A 14,980-nucleotide genomic window follows, 5' to 3' on the forward strand; every position below is an offset into this window, starting at 1 on the left:
GCGGTTGCGGGCATCGCCCCACGAGGCTTCGCCATGTTCGATACCGCCGATGCCGTGCTGCTGGCCCGGATCCAGTTCGCCTTCACCGTCAGCTTCCATTTCCTGTTTCCTGCCTTCACCATCGGCCTGGCCAGCTTTCTGGCGGTCCTGAACGGGTTGTGGCTGTGGACGAAGGAGCACCAGTACCTCGATCTCTTCCGCTACTGGGTCAAGATCTTCGCCCTGGCCTTTGCCATGGGCGTCGTGTCGGGCATCGTCATGTCCTATCAGTTCGGCACCAACTGGTCGGTCTTTTCCGACCGCGCGGGTCCGGTCATTGGCGCGCCCATGGCCTATGAGGTGCTGTCGGCCTTTTTCCTAGAGGCCGGTTTCCTGGGCATCATGCTGTTCGGCCGCGAACGCGTCGGTGCCACGCTGCACATGATCGCCTGCCTGGCCGTTGGGGTCGGCACCGCGATCTCGGCCTTCTGGATCCTCAGCGTGAACAGCTGGATGCACACGCCGGCAGGCTTCGAGATCGATCCCGACACCGGCCAGTTCCTGCCCACCGACTTCTGGCAGGTGATCTTCAACCCGTCCTTTCCCTACCGGCTGATGCACACGGTCACGGCGGCCTACCTGACCACGGCCTTCATCGTGGGCGGGGTGGCGGCGTTCCACCTGCTGCGCCACCGGCACCGTCCCGACCTGGTCAGCCCGGCCACGCGGACGATGTTCTCCATGGCCCTGTGGATGGCCACGATCTTTGCCCCGGTGCAGATCTTTTTGGGCGACCTGCACGGCCTGAACACGCTGGAGCATCAGCCCGCCAAGGTCATGGCGATGGAGGGCCATTTCGAAAGCCACCCCGAGGGCGCGCCGCTCTACCTCTTCGGGTTGCCCAACCAGGATGAGCAGCGGCTGGATTACGCAGTGGGCATCCCCAAGCTCAGCTCGCTGATCCTCAAGCACGACCTGAACGCGCCCCTGGACGGGCTGGACACCATCCCGCGCGAGGATCAGCCGCCGGTGGCCATCGTCTTCTGGTCGTTCCGCATCATGGTGATGATCGGCTTTGCGATGCTGGGGCTGGGCCTGTGGTCGCTGGTCGCGCGGGTGCGGCGCCGGCTTTATGACACGCCCTCGCTGCACCGCGCCGCGCTGATCATGGCGCCCTCCGGGCTGATCGCCGTTCTGGCCGGGTGGGTCACCACCGAGGTCGGCCGCCAGCCCTTCACCGTCTATGGCTTCCTGCGCACGGCCGACAGCGCCGCGCCCCTGGCGGCGCCGGCGGTCGGGGCCTCGTTGATCGCCTTCATCGTCATCTATTTCGCGGTGTTCGGGGCGGGGACCTACTACATCCTGCGCCTGATGGGCCGTGCGCCCGAACCGGCCGAGGCGCGCTACAAGGATGTCACCGACAGCCCGATCCGCACGGCCGGCACCACCCCCGCCCAGCAGCACGCCGCCCGCAAGGGCCGCCCCGCCCAGCCCGGAGTCTGACCATGCCCATCGCCGACGGAGTTTCCTTCGACCTGACCGTGATCTGGGCCTTCGTGATCGCCTTCGCGGTGCTGGTCTATGTGGTGCTGGACGGCTTCGACCTGGGGCTGGGCATGCTGTTCGCGGTCGAGCCCGAGGGCCGGGACCGCGACGTGATGATGAACTCGGTCGCCCCGGTCTGGGACGGGAACGAGACCTGGCTGATCCTGGGCGGCGGCGGGCTGTTCGCGGCCTTTCCCCTGGCCTATGCGCTGATCCTGCCCGCGCTTTACGCGCCGGTCATCGCCATGCTGCTGGCACTGATCTTCCGGGGCGTCGCCTTCGAGTTCCGCTGGCGCACGACGCGCTGGCGGCGGGTCTGGGACATCGCCTTCATCGGCGGCTCGGCCGTGGCGGCGCTGACGCAGGGGATCGCCTTGGGCGGGTTGCTGCAGGGCATCCAGATCGACAAGGCCGCCCGCAGTTATTCCGGCGGCTGGTGGGACTGGCTGACGCCCTTCACGCTGATGGTCGGGGTGGCCGTCATGGTCGGCTACATGCTGCTGGGGGCGACCTGGCTGGTGATGAGGACCAGTGGCGAACTGCAGGCCAGGATGCGCAACCGGGCTTGGGTCCTGGGCTTGGCGACGATCGGCTTTATGGGCATCGTCAGCCTGTGGACGCCCTTCCTGCAGGATGGCTATTACAGCCGCTGGTTCGGGGGCCTGAACATCCTGCTGGCGGTGGGCGTGGCCGCGGCCGTGCTGGCGCTGGCCTTCGGCATGTTCCACACGCTGCGGGTCCGCCACCACGACTACTGGCCGTTCCTCTGCTCGCTTGGCATGTTCGTGCTGGGCTTTGCGGGGCTGGGCTATTCGATGTTCCCCTATATCGTCCCGGTCCAGATCACCATCTGGGAGGCCGCCGCCCCGCGGAACAGCCAGATCTTCATGCTGGTCGGCGCGGCCGTGCTGATCCCGATCATCTTGGCCTATACCGCGCTGTCCTATTGGGTGTTCCGCGGCAAGGTCGATCCCGACGCGGGCTATCACTGATGCAGGGGCTGCGCCGTCTGGCTTGGTTCGTGGCGCTGTGGCTGGCCAGCGTGGCCATGGTCGGCACGGTGGCCCTGCTGATCCGATGGTGGATCGTCTAGCGGGTCAGCCCAGATAGGCGCGCAGGCCCGGCGGCGGGTTGTCCAGCAGCGGCCCGGTGGGGCGGGGCGGATGGACGCATCCCTCCTCGACCAGCACGGTGTCGGGCGCAAAACTGCGGGCATCGGCCGGATCATGCGTGACCATCAGCACCGTGGCGCCGGTGTCAGCGGCGATGCCCGACAGCAGCGCCAGCATCTCGGCCTTCAGCGCCGGGCCGAGGGCCGAGAAAGGTTCATCCAGCAGCAGCAGTGGCCGTGCGCGCAGCAGCACCCGCGCCAGCGCGACGCGGCTCTGCTGCCCGCCGGACAGCGCAGCGGGGCGGCGATCCTGCATTCCCCCCAGCCCGACCTGGTCCAGGACCTGTGCCACCCGCTCCTGCTGAGTGCGGTTCAGCCGCAGGTCCGGCCGCAAGCCCATCCCCACATTTTGTTTTACCGTGAGGTGCGGAAACAAATTGTGGTGCTGGAACAGCATCGATACTGGCCGCTGTCCCGGGGCAAGACCGGTAATGTCGCTGCCGTCCCAGAACAGCCGGCCCCGGTCCGGCATCAGGAACCCGCCCAGCAGCGACAGCAGCGTGGATTTGCCCGACCCGGAGGCCCCGATCACGGCATACTGCCCGCCGCGCGCCAGCGACAGATCCGCCTGCAGCTGGAAGCTGCCTTGGCGCAGCGCGATGTCCCGTAGTTCAAGCGTCAAGACGGCCCCCTTGGTCGAACAGCCAGAACAGGGCAAAGCTGAGGCTCATCAGCAGCACCGCCGCCGCCGCGGCATCGGCCATGCGATAGCTGTTCATCAGCTGATAGAGCTTCAAGGGCAGGGTCGGCTGGTCGCTGGCAAACAGCGTGATCACGCCCAGGTCGCCCATCGCCAGCGCCGCCGCCAACCCGGCGGCAAAGCCCAGAGGCCGCGCCAGCCGCGGCAGCGTCAGGTAGCGCAGTCGCGCCCAGCCCTGCAGGTCCAGTGCTGCGGCCAGGCGCCCGTAATCCTGCTGCAGGGCCTGCGCCGCCGGGATCAGCGCCCGCAACCCGAAAGGCAGCGCCATCGCGGCATTGATCGCCACCGTCACCGGCAGGGCCATCTGCTGCGGGCTGACGGCCCCGCGCAGCAGGATGAACAGCCCGGTCCCCAGAACCAGGGGCGAGGCGATCAGCGGCAGCATCCCCGCCGCCTCGACCCACCGTCCCGCGCCACGCGCGATGGCCAGCGCCAGGGCCAGGCAGGCACTGACCGCCAGCAGGGCCGAGGACACGGCCATGATCAGCGACCGCAGCGCCGCCTGCCAGACCTCGGCCGGCAGCGACGGGATGCGCGGCAGGCCGGTTCCGACCACCGCCATCATCGGCCACAGCAGGAACAGGGCGGCCAGCGTGATCACCAGGGCATCGGCGCCGCGCCTCCAACCGGCCGGAGCCGGCGGCCCCTCGCCCCCGTCCATCCCGGTGCCGAAGGCCTGCGGCACCACGATCCGGCGCGCGGCCAGCATTGCCCCCACGCACAGTGTGATCTGCAGCAGCCCCAGGGTCGCCGCCCGCCCCAGGTCGAAATCAAAACGGAAGGCCTGATAGATGGCCAGTTCCACCGTGGTGGCGCGCGGCCCGCCACCAAGCGCCAGCGCGACGGTGAAGGAGGTCAGGCAGACCAGGAACACCGCCAGCCAGGTTCCCGGCAGCACCGCCCGCAGCATTGGCCGTTCCAGATGCCGGACAATGTCGCGGGGCGCAAAGCCAAGCGAGGCCGCCAGCCGAAAGCGTTCGGAGGGGATCGCCTGCCAGCCCTGCAGGATCAGCCGCACCGACAGCGGCAGGTTGAAGAAGACATGCGCCAGGATCACCCCCTGCCAGCCATAGATGCCGACTTCGGGCAGGCCCAGGGCGCGCAGGCCCTCGTTCACGGCACCGTTGCGGCCGAAAACCGCGATCAGGCCCATGATCGCCACGATCACCGGCAGGATGAAGGGCGCGCCCAGCAGCGTGACCAGCAGGCCGCGCCCGCGAAAGCGCCGCCGCGCCAGGGCGCGGGCCACGGGCACGGCCAGCACCGCCGACAGCGTGGCCGACAGCGCCGCCTGCCACAGCGTGAACCACAGCGCCCGCCAGTCCCATTCGGTCAGGCCGCCCAGGCCCCCGGCCAGCCAGGTCACCGCCGCCAAGGTGCCCAGGATCAGCGTCGCAAGGGCCGCGGCGACAAGATGGCCCAGGCTCAGCGGAAGGCCCGCTGCCATTCGTCCAGGGCGGGTTGGCGCAGGGCCTCGGCCTCGTCCTCGGAATAGAACAGCGTCGTGTCGGGGCGGGGCAGGTCACGCATCACCTGCGGCCAGTCCGCCTGCGGCAGCTTGGCGGGCAGCGACCAGTTGGCCAGCGGGATGGCAGCCTGGAACTCGGGCGTCAGGATCCAGTCCATGAACTGCTGTGCCAGCTCGGGCTGGTCGCTGGAGGCAACCTGCGCCGCCAGCTCGGTCATGAAGTAATGCCCTTCGGGAAAGATCGCGGCCGTCTTGGTGTCATCATCCTCGGCCGCGATGTGATAGGCGGGCGAGGTCGTATAGGACAGCACCATGTTGGCCTCGCCGCTGGTGAACATGCCATAGCTTTCCGACCAGCCGCGCGTGACGGTCAGGACCTTGGGCGCCAGCTTGGCCCAGGCCTCGGGCGCGTCGTCGCCATAGACCTTCTTGACCCACAACAGCAGCGCCAGCCCCGAGATCGAGCTGCGCGGGTCCTGGATCACGATCTTGAGGTCGTCGGGCGCCTCCAGCAGCTCGGCAAAGCTGGCGGGCGGGTTGTCCAGCCGGGTCTTGTCATAGACAAAGGCGGTCTCGCCCCAGTTGTAGGGCAGGAAGATCTCGTCGCTCCATTCGATGGGCAGCGACATGTCGGTCGTGTCCTGCCCATGCGGCTTGAAGAGGCCGGAGGCGCGGGCGCGCGCGGTCACGTCGGTGTTCAGGCCGAAGACGATGTCGGCCTGCGTGCCCTCGCCCTCCATCAGCAGGCGGGGCAGGATGTCGCCGGTCACGAATTGCAGGTCGCAGTCGCAGAAGGCCTCGAAGCCTTCCTCGATCTTGGGGCCGGGGCCCCATTCGCTGGCGATGTAATCCTCGGCATAGACGGTCAGGACGCGGTCCTGCGCCAGGGCAGGGCTGGCCAGCAGCAGGGCAGGGATCAGGACGTATTTCAAGGCGGCCTCCTTTCGTTCAGGGTTCGAAAGAAAGGACAAGCCGCACCTTCCCTCCGCCGGTGACAAGCCGGATCAGGTTCAACGGGTCCGCAAAAGCGTCTCAGCCGGTCAGGCACCCCGAGGTGCGGCTGAATGTAGTGGTTTCACAGCCCCGCGCAAGCGGATAGAACCGCGCGCAAGACAAGGGACAGGACATGACCGACCAGCCCACCCCGATGATGGCGCAGTATCTGGCGATCCGCGAGGCGAACCCCGGCGCGCTGCTGTTCTATCGCATGGGCGATTTCTACGAGATGTTCTTTGACGACGCGGTGGCCGCCGCCGCCGCGCTGGACGTCGCGCTGACGAAACGCGGCACGCATGAGGGCCAGCCGATCCCGATGTGCGGCGTGCCGGTCCATGCGGCCGAGGCCTATCTGCTGACGCTGATCCGCAAGGGGTTCCGCGTGGCCATCGCCGAGCAGATGGAGGACCCGGCCGAGGCCAGGAAGCGCGGGTCGAAATCGGTCGTGGCCCGCGACGTGGTCCGGCTGGTGACGCCAGGCACCCTGACCGAGGAGAGCCTGCTGGAGGCGCGGCGGCACAATTACCTGGCCGCCTATGCCCAGGTCCGGGACGAAGGGGCGCTGGCCTGGGTCGACATCTCGACCGGGGCCTTCCAGGTCATGGACTGTCCGCTGCCGCGGCTGGCGCCCGAACTGGCGCGGCTGGCCCCGCGCGAGGTCCTGACCTGCGTGACCGGGCTGGAGGAACTGGTCACCGATGCGGGCGCCGCGCTGACCGACCTGCATGCCGGCGCCTTCGACAGCGGCGCGGGGGCGCGGCGGCTGTGCGGGCTGTACGGGGTCGAGACGCTGGACGGCTTTGGCAGCTTCAGCCGCGCCGAACTGGGCGCGATGGGCGCCATCGTCGATTACCTGGACATGACCCAAAAGGGCAAGCTGCCGCTGCTGCGACCGCCGCTGCGCGAACGCGCGGGCGGGGCCATGCAGATCGATGCCGCGACCCGGCGCAACCTGGAACTGACGCAGGCGCTGTCGGGGGGGCGGGAAGGATCGCTGCTGGCGGCCATCGACCGCACCGTGACCGCGCCGGGCGCGCGGCTGCTGGAGCGGCGCATCAGCGCGCCGTCGCGCGACCTGCCGCTGATCCAGGCGCGGCATGATGGCGTGGCGGCCCTTGTCGATGACCCGCGCCTGCTGGCCGATCTGCGCGCCGCACTGGCGCGGGTGCCGGACATGGACCGGGCGCTGTCGCGCCTGGCGCTGGAGCGGGGCGGCCCGCGGGATCTGACCGCGATCCGGGCGGGGCTGACGCAAGGCGCGGCGATTGCCGCCCGCCTGCCGGGGGACGCTCCGCAGGTGCTGCGCGAAGCGGCGGGTGATCTGGTCGGCCATGAGGCGCTGATCGACCTTCTGGACGATGCACTGGTGGCCGAGCCGCCCCTGTTGGCCCGCGACGGCGGTTTCGTGGCCGAGGGGCATGACGCGGACCTGGACCAGACCCGCCGCCTGCGCGACGAGGGGCGCGGCGTCATCGCCGGGATGCAGGCGGACTACGCCGCGCTGGCCGGGGTCGGCAGCCTGAAGATCAAGCACAACAATGTCCTGGGCTATTTCATCGAGACGACGACCACCCATGCCGAACGCATGATGGCGGCGCCGCTGAACCAGACCTTCATCCACCGCCAGACCACCGCGAACCAGATCCGCTTCACCACGGTGGAACTGTCCGAACTGGAGACCCGCATCCTGAACGCCCGCGACCGCGCGCTGGAGATCGAGCGCGGGATATTCGACCGGTTGCGCGCCGCCGTGCTGGAGGCTGCGGCCCCGGTCGGGCAGGCGGCCCGGGCGCTGGCCGAGATCGACCTGGCCTGCGCCTTTGCCGATCTGGCCTCGGGCGAGGGCTGGGTCAGGCCGCGCGTGGACGACAGCCGCGCCTTTGTGATCACGGGCGGACGGCACCCGGTCGTCGAACGCGCGCTGAAGCGCAAGGCCGAAAGCTTTGTCGCCAATGACTGCGACCTGACCACTGGGGCGACGCCGGCCATCTGGCTGCTGACCGGCCCGAACATGGCCGGCAAGTCGACCTTTCTGCGCCAGAATGCGCTGATCGCCGTGCTGGCGCAGGCGGGGGCCTTTGTTCCGGCGCGCGCGGCCCATGTCGGGTTGGTCAGCCAGCTGTTCAGTCGCGTGGGCGCCGCCGATGATCTGGCGCGGGGACGCTCGACCTTCATGGTCGAGATGGTCGAGACCGCCGCGATCCTGAACCAGGCCGACGACCGCGCGCTGGTCATCCTGGACGAGATCGGGCGCGGCACGGCGACCTGGGACGGCCTGTCGATTGCCTGGGCGGTGATGGAGCATCTGCAGGCCGCGAACCGTTGCCGGGCGCTTTTCGCCACCCACTACCACGAGATGACGGCCCTGTCGGCCAAGCTGCGGGGTGTCGAGAACGCCACTGTCGCCGTGCGCGAATGGGAAGGCGACGTGATTTTCCTGCACGAGGTTACGAAGGGCGCCGCCGACCGCAGCTATGGCGTGCAGGTGGCGCGACTGGCGGGGCTGCCCCCGTCGGTGGTGGATCGCGCCCGCGCCGTTCTGGACGCGCTGGAATCGGGGGAACGCGACGGCGCGGCCCGTCCTGCAGCCCTGATCGACGACCTGCCGCTGTTCCGTGCGGTCCCCCCTGCGCCGGCCCCCGCGCCCCGCGCCTCGGCTCTGGACGCGCGGCTGAAAGCGGTGCATCCCGATGCCCTGTCCCCGCGCGAGGCGCTGGACCTGATCTATGAACTCAAGGCCCTGACCCAGGAGACCGCCCCGTGAGCTACAACACCTTCGGCCGCGAATTCCGCTTCACCACCTGGGGCGAAAGCCACGGCCCGGCCCTGGGCGCGACGGTCGATGGCGTGCCCCCCGGTGTGCCGCTGACCGAAGACTACATCCAAGCCTTCCTGGACCGCCGCCGCCCCGGCACCTCCAAGCACACGACGCAGCGGCGCGAGCCCGACCAGGTGCGCATCCTGTCCGGCGTCTTCGAAGGCGTGACCACCGGCACCGCGATCCAGCTGATGATCGAGAACACCGACCAGCGGTCCAAGGATTACGGCGACATCGCGACCAGCTTTCGCCCCGGCCATGCCGACATCACCTATCACCTGAAATATGGCCTGCGCGATTATCGCGGCGGGGGCCGGTCCAGCGCGCGGGAAACGGCGGCGCGGGTCGCGGCCGGCGCCGTGGCGCAGGCAGTGCTGGCGCGGCTCGTGCCCGACCTGAAGATCACCGGCTACATGGTGCAGATGGGGGCGATGCATCTGGACCGCGACCGGCTGGACCTGTCGGCGGTGGACGGCAACCCGTTCTTTCTGCCCGATGCGGGGGCGGTGGAGGCCTGGTCGGACTATCTTGATGGCATCCGCAAGGACCAGAACAGCGTCGGCGCGGCGATCGAGGTGCGGGTGCGGGGCTGCCCGCCGGGCCTGGGCGCGCCGGTCTATGCAAAGCTGGACACTGACCTGGCCGCCGCGATGATGTCGATCAATGCCGTGAAGGCGGTCGAGATCGGAGAGGGCATGGCCTCGGCCGCGCTGACCGGCGTCGACAATGCCGACGAGATCCGCATGGGGCCGAACGGGCCGGAGTTCCTGTCGAACCACGCGGGCGGCATTCTGGGCGGGATTTCCACCGGGCAGGACATCGTCGTGCGGTTCGCGATCAAGCCGACCAGTTCGATCACCACGCCGCGCCGCTCGATCAATTCGCGCGGCGAGGAGATCGAGGTCATCACCAAGGGCCGCCACGATCCCTGCGTGGGCATCCGCGCCGTGCCGGTGGCCGAGGCGATGGCCGCCTGCGTGATCCTGGACCACTTGCTGATGGACCGGGCGCAGACCGGCGGAGTGCGCGGTCAGATCGGCTGATCTGCCAGGAAGGCCTCGACCTCGGCGCGGGTGGGGATGGCATCGCCCGCGCCCGCCCGCGTGACCTTCAACGCCGCCGCCGCTGAGGCCAGCCGCAGCGCCTGCGTCACGTCCAGCCCTTCGTCCAGGCCCGCCGCGAAATAGCCCGCGAAGGTGTCGCCCGCGCCGGTCGTATCGACCGGCGTGACGCGGAAGGCGGGCTGCTGCCAGGTCCGGCCGCTGGTCAAGTCGCGATATTCCGCGCCCTCCGATCCCTTGGTGATCAACAGCCCCGCCACCGGCAGATCGCCGGGGTGGCCCGCGAACAGCTGGCGCGCCTCGCCCGCGTTCATGGCCAGGATCGTCGCATGGGGCAGGATCGCGCGGGTCGCCTCCAGATCAAAGGGCGCGGCCGAATAGATGATGCGCGCGCCCCGTGCCCTTGCGGCCTGCGCGGCGGCAACCTGGCCATTGGTTTCGTTCTGGATCAGCAGCGTGTCGCGCGGTGTCAGGGCCGACAGCGTGTCGGCCAGCGCGGCCTCATCGATGGCGCGGTTGGCGCCGGCATGGATGACGATGGCGTTCTCGGCGTCGCGGTCCAGCAGGATGATCGCATGGCCGGTCGCCTCGTCCGGCAACCGCGCCACGGCCGAGACATCGACGCCGCTATCGGCCAGCCGCGCCAGCACCCAGTCATCGCCCAGGCCCATCGCCCCCAGATGATACGTGCGGGCGCCGGCGCGGGCGGATGCGACGGACTGGTTCGCGCCCTTGCCGCCCAGGCCCTGGCCATAGCTCCGCGAGGCCAGCGTCTCGCCCGGGCGGGGCAGGCTGTCCAGCCGGTAGACGTGGTCGATGTTGATTGAGCCCAGGTTCCAGATCGCCATGTCCATCTCCGTTGACCGATCCGCATCTGACCGGCCCGGCACGGTCTTGTCCAGCCACGAAAAAACGCGCCCCGGGGTCGGGGCGCGTTTCGAAAGGCGGCGGGCCTCAGGGATCAGTGCTTGCGCTTGACCTTGTGGTCGGCCCAGAGCCGCTTGTTGGTCAGATAGAGCAGCGCGGTCAGGACGATCAGGAACAGGACCGCGACCAGGCCGACCGACTTGCGGTCCATCAGCTTGGGTTCGGCCGTCCACATCAGGAAGGCGGCGACGTCCATCGACATCTGGTCCACGGTGGCAGGGGTGCCGTCCTCATAGGTGACGCGGTCGTCGGCCAGCGGGGGCGGCATGCTGATCCAGCCGCCCGGAAAGGCACTGTTGCCGTAAAGCAGCGTGCCGGCCTGTTCCTGTTCTTCACCGGTATAGCCGGTCAGGATGGCGTGGATGTATTCCGGACCGCCGATGCCGCGGACCAGCTGGTTGATGCCGGTGCCGTAGGGACCGTGGAAGCCCGAACGGGCCTTGGCCATCAGCGATAGGTCGGGACCCATGCCGGCACCCGAAACGGCCGGGAAGTGGTCGGTCAGGATGCGGGCACGCTCTTCGCCCAGATCCTCGTCGAAGATGGGCAGAAGCTCGGCCGCATAGGCGCGGACTTGGTCCTCGGGCAGACCCGGTCCGCCTTCGTCGGCCAGCGTCCGGATCGGGACGAACTTCATGCCGTGGCAGGAGGAGCAGACCTCGGTATAGACCTGAAGGCCGCGCTGCAGCTGGAACTGGTCATAGGCGCCAAAGGGGCCTTCGAAGCTGAAGGCGACATCCTCGACATGGCCATAGCCATGGTCGGCCTCACCTTCGGCATGCTCTTCGCCGGCTTCCTCGCCATGACCGGTCACGGCCTCGACCACGCCGGTCTCGGGGGCGAAATGCTCCTCGATGGGCTCGGTGCCTTCCTGGGTCGGCACCGGGACGGCCGCTTCGCCACCTTCCTGCAGCGCGACGGCGTCAACGCCCTCGTCGCCGGTGGAGGGGGGGCTGGCGGCCGGGTTCTGGGGCGCGGCGATGGTCTCGTCCTGGGCTGCGCCCGCAGCCTCGTCCGTTGCCGCCTCGACTTCTGCCGCAGGTGCCTCGGCGGGTTCAGCCTGAGCCTGCTCGGCATCGGCCGGCGCGACGTCGACCGGATCGGCTTCGACAGCTTCGATTTCCACGGCCTCGGCGGGCTCCGCCTCGGCTTGGGCAGGCTCCGCCTCAGCAGGGGCCGGTTGCGCATCGTCGACCGGCGTCGCCACGAAGGTCGTGCCGGTCTCGGGTGCCGTGACCGGCGCGTCCGCCGGCTGCATCGGCACCGTGGTGGTGGTGCCGTCCTGCGCCAGCGCAAAGCCGGTGGCAGAGATCGTCAGGGCCGCGACAGCCGTGAGCGTCTTGGTTCTCAGGGTCATTTACGGCTCTCCTTACTCAGCCATGCGCGTGGGCGCTTCGTAATGCGCCAGGTGGTCTTCCTCGATCGTCGCGGGCATCGGCTCGGGCTTCTCGATCACGCCCAGGACGGGCAGGATGACCAGGAAGTAGGCGAACCAATAGGTCGAGGCGGCAAGCGCGATATAGGGGTAGATGCCTTCGGTGGGCATGGCGCCCACCCAGGTCAGGACGACGAAGTCCACGGCCAGCAGCCAGAACCACCACTTGAACATCGGGCGATAACGGCCCGAGCGCACGCGGCTGGTGTCCAGCCAGGGAACCAGCGCCATCACGATGATCGCGCCGAACATGGCCAGCACGCCGAAGAACTTGGCGTCGACGATGCCGAAGGACAGGAAGTTGACCAGCTGCACCAGCCAGACCTCGCTGTCGAAGGCGCGCAGGATGGCGTAGAAGGGCAGGAAGTACCATTCGGGCACGATATGGGCCGGGGTCGCCAGCGCGTTTGCCTCGATGTAGTTGTCGGGGTGGCCCAGGTAGTTCGGCATGAAGCCGACGACGGCGAAGAAGACGACCAGGATCAGGACCAGCGCGAACAGGTCCTTCATCACGAAATAGGGCCAGAAGGGCAACGTGTCGCGCTGCGCTTCCTCCTTGCTGGTGCGACGGACCTCGACGCCGGTCGGGTTGTTGTTCCCGGTCGAGTGGAAGGCCCAGATATGCACCAGCACCAGGCCGGCGATGATGAAGGGCAGAAGGTAGTGCAGCGAGAAGAAGCGGTTCAGCGTGGCGTTGCCGACGGCGGGCCCGCCCAGCAGCCAGGTCTGGATTGTCTCGCCCACGCCGGGAATGGCGCCGAAGAGGCCGGTGATCACGGTCGCGCCCCAGAAGGACATCTGGCCCCAGGGCAGCACATATCCCATGAAGGCCGTGGCCATCATCAGGATGTAGATCAGCATGCCGATGATCCAGGTCACCTCGCGCGGCGCCTTGTAGTTGCCGTAGTAGAGGCTGCGGAAGATGTGCAGATAGACCGCCACGAAGAACAGCGAGGCGCCGTTCGCGTGCAGGTAGCGCAGCATATAGCCGCCGTTCACGTTGCGCATGATGTGCTCGACGCTGGCGAAGGCCAGGTCCACATGCGGGGTGTAGTGCATCACCAGGACGATGCCGGTGATGATCTGCAGCGCCAGGCAGAAGACCAGGACGATGCCCCAGATCCACATCCAGTTCAGGTTCTTGGGCGTGGGAATGACCAGCGTGTCATAGATCAGGCCCGCGATCGGCAGGCGGCGGTGCAACCAGCGTTCAAAGCCCGATTTGGGCTCGTAATGGTCGTGCGGAATTCCGGCCATGAGTCCCTCCTCAGCCCAGTTGAATGGTGGTTTCGTTCAGGAACGAGGCCACGGGAATATGCATGTTCTGGGGTGCGGGACCCCGGCGGATGCGGCCGGCCGTATCGTAGTGGCTGCCGTGGCAGGGGCAGAACCACCCGCCGAAATCGCCCGCGCCGTCACCGATGGGCACGCAGCCCAGATGGGTGCAGACGCCGATCTGGACCAGCCATTCGCCCGCCTCGTCCAGCGTGCGGTTCTGGTCCAGGGCGGGCTGGACGCCAGGCAGGTTCGGGTTCTGGGCCGTGGGGTCGGTCAGCTGGTTCAGCTCGACCGCGCGGCCGGCCTCGATTTCCTCCGGCGTGCGGCGGCGGATGAACACGGGCTTGCCCAGGAACAGCACGGTGATCTGCGAGCCGGGCGTCACGCCGCTGACATCCACCTGGATCGAGGCCAGCGCCTGAACGTCGGCCGAGGGGTTCATCTGATTCACTAGCGTCCAGGCGGCGGCCCCGGCGGCCACCGTGCCTGCGCCCGCCGTGGCATAGTAGAGGAAATCCCTCCGGGTGCCTACGTGGTCATCTGCGTGGGACACGGGTCATACTCCAATTCAGGCCGAAAGTCAGGCCGATACGACATTCCGGGCCGCGTCCGAACGCAGCCTTCGCGGGGGCGGTTCTAGCTGCCAATTCCCTGTCAGTCCAGATGATAACCCGGGACGCAGCGACGCAAATCGCCGCATCTGTCTGAATTCGGCAACGCGTTTGCGCCACCATCCGCCCGCGATGCCGCAGTGCAGCAGAGGCGGCGCCCGCGCCGGGGCCGGCGCAGCCTTGGGGCGACTCAGATCAGGCCTTCCGACCGGAAGCTGAGCTCGCGGGATTTGCCGATGATCAGGTGGTCGTGGATGGTGATCCCCATGCAGTCGGCCGCCTGCGCGATGCGGGTGGTCATGGCGACGTCGCTGTCCGAGGGGGTGGGGTCGCCGGAAGGGTGGTTGTGGACCAGGATCAGCGCCGAGGCGTTCAGCTCCAGCGCGCGGCGGATGATCTCGCGCGGATAGACCGGGACGTGATCGACCGTGCCGCGGGCCTGTTCCTCATCCGCGACCAGCACGTTCTTGCGGTCCAGGTAGAGGACGCGGAACTCCTCGATCTCGCGATGGGCCATGGCGGTGTGGCAGTAGTCCAGCAACGCCTGCCAGGAGGACAGGACGGGCCGGTTCATGATCCGCGCGCGGGCCAGACGCTGCGCCGCGGCCTCCACGATCTTCAGTTCGGTGACGACGGCAGGCCCCACGCCCTCCACCGCCTGAAGCCGGGCAGGCGGCGCGGACAGCACGCGGTTGAAGTCGCCGAAGGCCTCGATCAGCCGGCGCGCCAAAGGTTTGACATCCTGCCGGGGAATGGCGCGAAAAAGAACCAGCTCCAGCAGTTCGTAATCGGGCATAGCGGCCGCGCCGCCCTGCATGAAGCGGTCGCGGAGCCGGGCGCGGTGATCGGCCAGATAGGAGGGCGCGGCCCGACCCGGCGAAGGGGCCGCCGCCACGTCATCGGCGGCGGGCGCGAACAGCGGCAGGGGCATTTCGCCAAAGGCACGATTCGGGTCCATGCCCGAAAGCATGGTCCCGAAGCCGTGAAAAAA

General features: G+C 68.5%; 13 protein-coding genes and 1 riboswitch. Of the genes, 5 read left to right on the forward strand and 8 right to left on the reverse strand.

Annotated elements, in window-relative coordinates; all coding sequences use genetic code 11:
- Nucleotides 1-33: 33 nt before the first annotated feature.
- From ACZ2G3_RS00845 to ACZ2G3_RS00855, 3 genes are read left to right on the forward strand one after another with little or no spacing between them, the layout of a single operon-like run.
- Nucleotides 34-1,482 carry a cytochrome ubiquinol oxidase subunit I gene (locus tag ACZ2G3_RS00845; RefSeq protein WP_470397110.1) on the forward strand — a complete coding sequence of 483 codons (1,449 nt, stop codon included), beginning with the start codon at nt 34-36 and terminating at the stop codon, nt 1,480-1,482.
- A gap of 2 nt (nt 1,483-1,484) precedes the next feature.
- Nucleotides 1,485-2,516: a cytochrome d ubiquinol oxidase subunit II gene (cydB, locus tag ACZ2G3_RS00850; protein ID WP_470397111.1), complete on the forward strand. Its 1,032-nt coding sequence runs from the start codon at nt 1,485-1,487 to the stop codon at nt 2,514-2,516.
- Nucleotides 2,516-2,617 carry a DUF2474 domain-containing protein gene (locus tag ACZ2G3_RS00855; RefSeq protein WP_470397112.1) on the forward strand — a complete coding sequence of 34 codons (102 nt, stop codon included), beginning with the start codon at nt 2,516-2,518 and terminating at the stop codon, nt 2,615-2,617. Before cydB ends, ACZ2G3_RS00855 begins: the two co-directional genes overlap by 1 nt.
- 4 nt (nt 2,618-2,621) lie before the next feature.
- Here ACZ2G3_RS00855 and thiQ read toward each other — a convergent pair whose 3' ends face one another.
- From thiQ to ACZ2G3_RS00870, 3 genes are read right to left on the reverse strand one after another with little or no spacing between them, the layout of a single operon-like run.
- Entirely contained in the window at nt 2,622-3,317 is a 696-nt protein-coding gene (gene thiQ, locus ACZ2G3_RS00860) for a thiamine ABC transporter ATP-binding protein (protein ID WP_470397113.1), read from the reverse strand.
- Nucleotides 3,307-4,842: an ABC transporter permease family protein gene (locus ACZ2G3_RS00865; protein WP_470397114.1), complete on the reverse strand. Its 1,536-nt coding sequence runs from the start codon at nt 4,840-4,842 to the stop codon at nt 3,307-3,309. Before ACZ2G3_RS00865 ends, thiQ begins: the two co-directional genes overlap by 11 nt.
- A complete protein-coding gene (locus ACZ2G3_RS00870; protein ID WP_470397115.1) occupies nt 4,821-5,795 on the reverse strand; it encodes a thiamine ABC transporter substrate-binding protein in 975 nt (324 codons plus the stop codon). The genes ACZ2G3_RS00865 and ACZ2G3_RS00870 overlap by 22 nt, the downstream gene beginning before the upstream one ends.
- Before the next feature lie 31 nt (nt 5,796-5,826).
- A riboswitch (TPP riboswitch) is annotated at nt 5,827-5,925 on the reverse strand.
- A 64-nt stretch (nt 5,926-5,989) separates the two neighbouring features.
- Between ACZ2G3_RS00870 and mutS the strand changes: the two genes are divergently transcribed.
- Both mutS and aroC read left to right on the forward strand, forming a co-directional pair.
- A complete protein-coding gene (mutS, locus tag ACZ2G3_RS00875; protein ID WP_470397116.1) occupies nt 5,990-8,623 on the forward strand; it encodes a DNA mismatch repair protein MutS in 2,634 nt (877 codons plus the stop codon).
- The gene (aroC, locus tag ACZ2G3_RS00880; RefSeq protein WP_470397117.1) at nt 8,620-9,720 is read left to right on the forward strand and encodes a chorismate synthase; all 1,101 of its coding nucleotides are present in this window, start codon (nt 8,620-8,622) and stop codon (nt 9,718-9,720) included. Before mutS ends, aroC begins: the two co-directional genes overlap by 4 nt.
- On the opposite strand, the gene ACZ2G3_RS00885 is transcribed toward aroC, so the two are convergent.
- From ACZ2G3_RS00885 to radC, 5 genes are all read right to left on the reverse strand, one after another.
- On the reverse strand, nt 9,708-10,586 hold the full coding sequence (locus tag ACZ2G3_RS00885) for a ribokinase (protein WP_470397118.1): 879 nt from the start codon (nt 10,584-10,586) through the stop codon (nt 9,708-9,710). The two genes, aroC and ACZ2G3_RS00885, sit on opposite strands and share 13 nt — an antisense overlap.
- Nucleotides 10,587-10,699: 113 nt before the next feature.
- The gene (locus ACZ2G3_RS00890; RefSeq protein WP_419268848.1) at nt 10,700-11,479 is read right to left on the reverse strand and encodes a cytochrome c1; all 780 of its coding nucleotides are present in this window, start codon (nt 11,477-11,479) and stop codon (nt 10,700-10,702) included.
- 555 nt (nt 11,480-12,034) lie between these two features.
- A complete protein-coding gene (petB, locus tag ACZ2G3_RS00895; protein ID WP_419268726.1) occupies nt 12,035-13,357 on the reverse strand; it encodes a cytochrome b in 1,323 nt (440 codons plus the stop codon).
- 10 nt (nt 13,358-13,367) lie between these two features.
- Complete coding sequence (petA, locus tag ACZ2G3_RS00900; RefSeq protein WP_419268728.1) at nt 13,368-13,931, reverse strand: ubiquinol-cytochrome c reductase iron-sulfur subunit; 564 nt, start codon at nt 13,929-13,931, stop codon at nt 13,368-13,370.
- A 248-nt stretch (nt 13,932-14,179) separates the two neighbouring features.
- On the reverse strand, nt 14,180-14,947 hold the full coding sequence (gene radC / locus ACZ2G3_RS00905; protein ID WP_470397119.1) for a RadC family protein: 768 nt from the start codon (nt 14,945-14,947) through the stop codon (nt 14,180-14,182).
- Between the last annotated feature and the right edge of the window lie 33 nt (nt 14,948-14,980).

The sequence above is a fragment of the Paracoccus sp. KKT209 genome (assembly GCF_055635455.1).

Bases quoted from the DNA above. Each gene is read 5' to 3' on its own strand.
- ACZ2G3_RS00845 (WP_470397110.1), top strand. From the start codon at position 34: ATGTTCGATACCGCCGATGCCGTGCTGCTGGCCCGGATCCAGTTCGCC.
- cydB (WP_470397111.1), top strand. From the start codon at position 1,485: ATGCCCATCGCCGACGGAGTTTCCTTCGACCTGACCGTGATCTGGGCC.
- ACZ2G3_RS00855 (WP_470397112.1), top strand. From the start codon at position 2,516: ATGCAGGGGCTGCGCCGTCTGGCTTGGTTCGTGGCGCTGTGGCTGGCC.
- ACZ2G3_RS00865 (WP_470397114.1), bottom strand. From the start codon at position 4,842: ATGGCAGCGGGCCTTCCGCTGAGCCTGGGCCATCTTGTCGCCGCGGCC.
- mutS (WP_470397116.1), top strand. From the start codon at position 5,990: ATGACCGACCAGCCCACCCCGATGATGGCGCAGTATCTGGCGATCCGC.
- ACZ2G3_RS00885 (WP_470397118.1), bottom strand. From the start codon at position 10,586: ATGGCGATCTGGAACCTGGGCTCAATCAACATCGACCACGTCTACCGG.
- petB (WP_419268726.1), bottom strand. From the start codon at position 13,357: ATGGCCGGAATTCCGCACGACCATTACGAGCCCAAATCGGGCTTTGAA.
- radC (WP_470397119.1), bottom strand. From the start codon at position 14,947: ATGGACCCGAATCGTGCCTTTGGCGAAATGCCCCTGCCGCTGTTCGCG.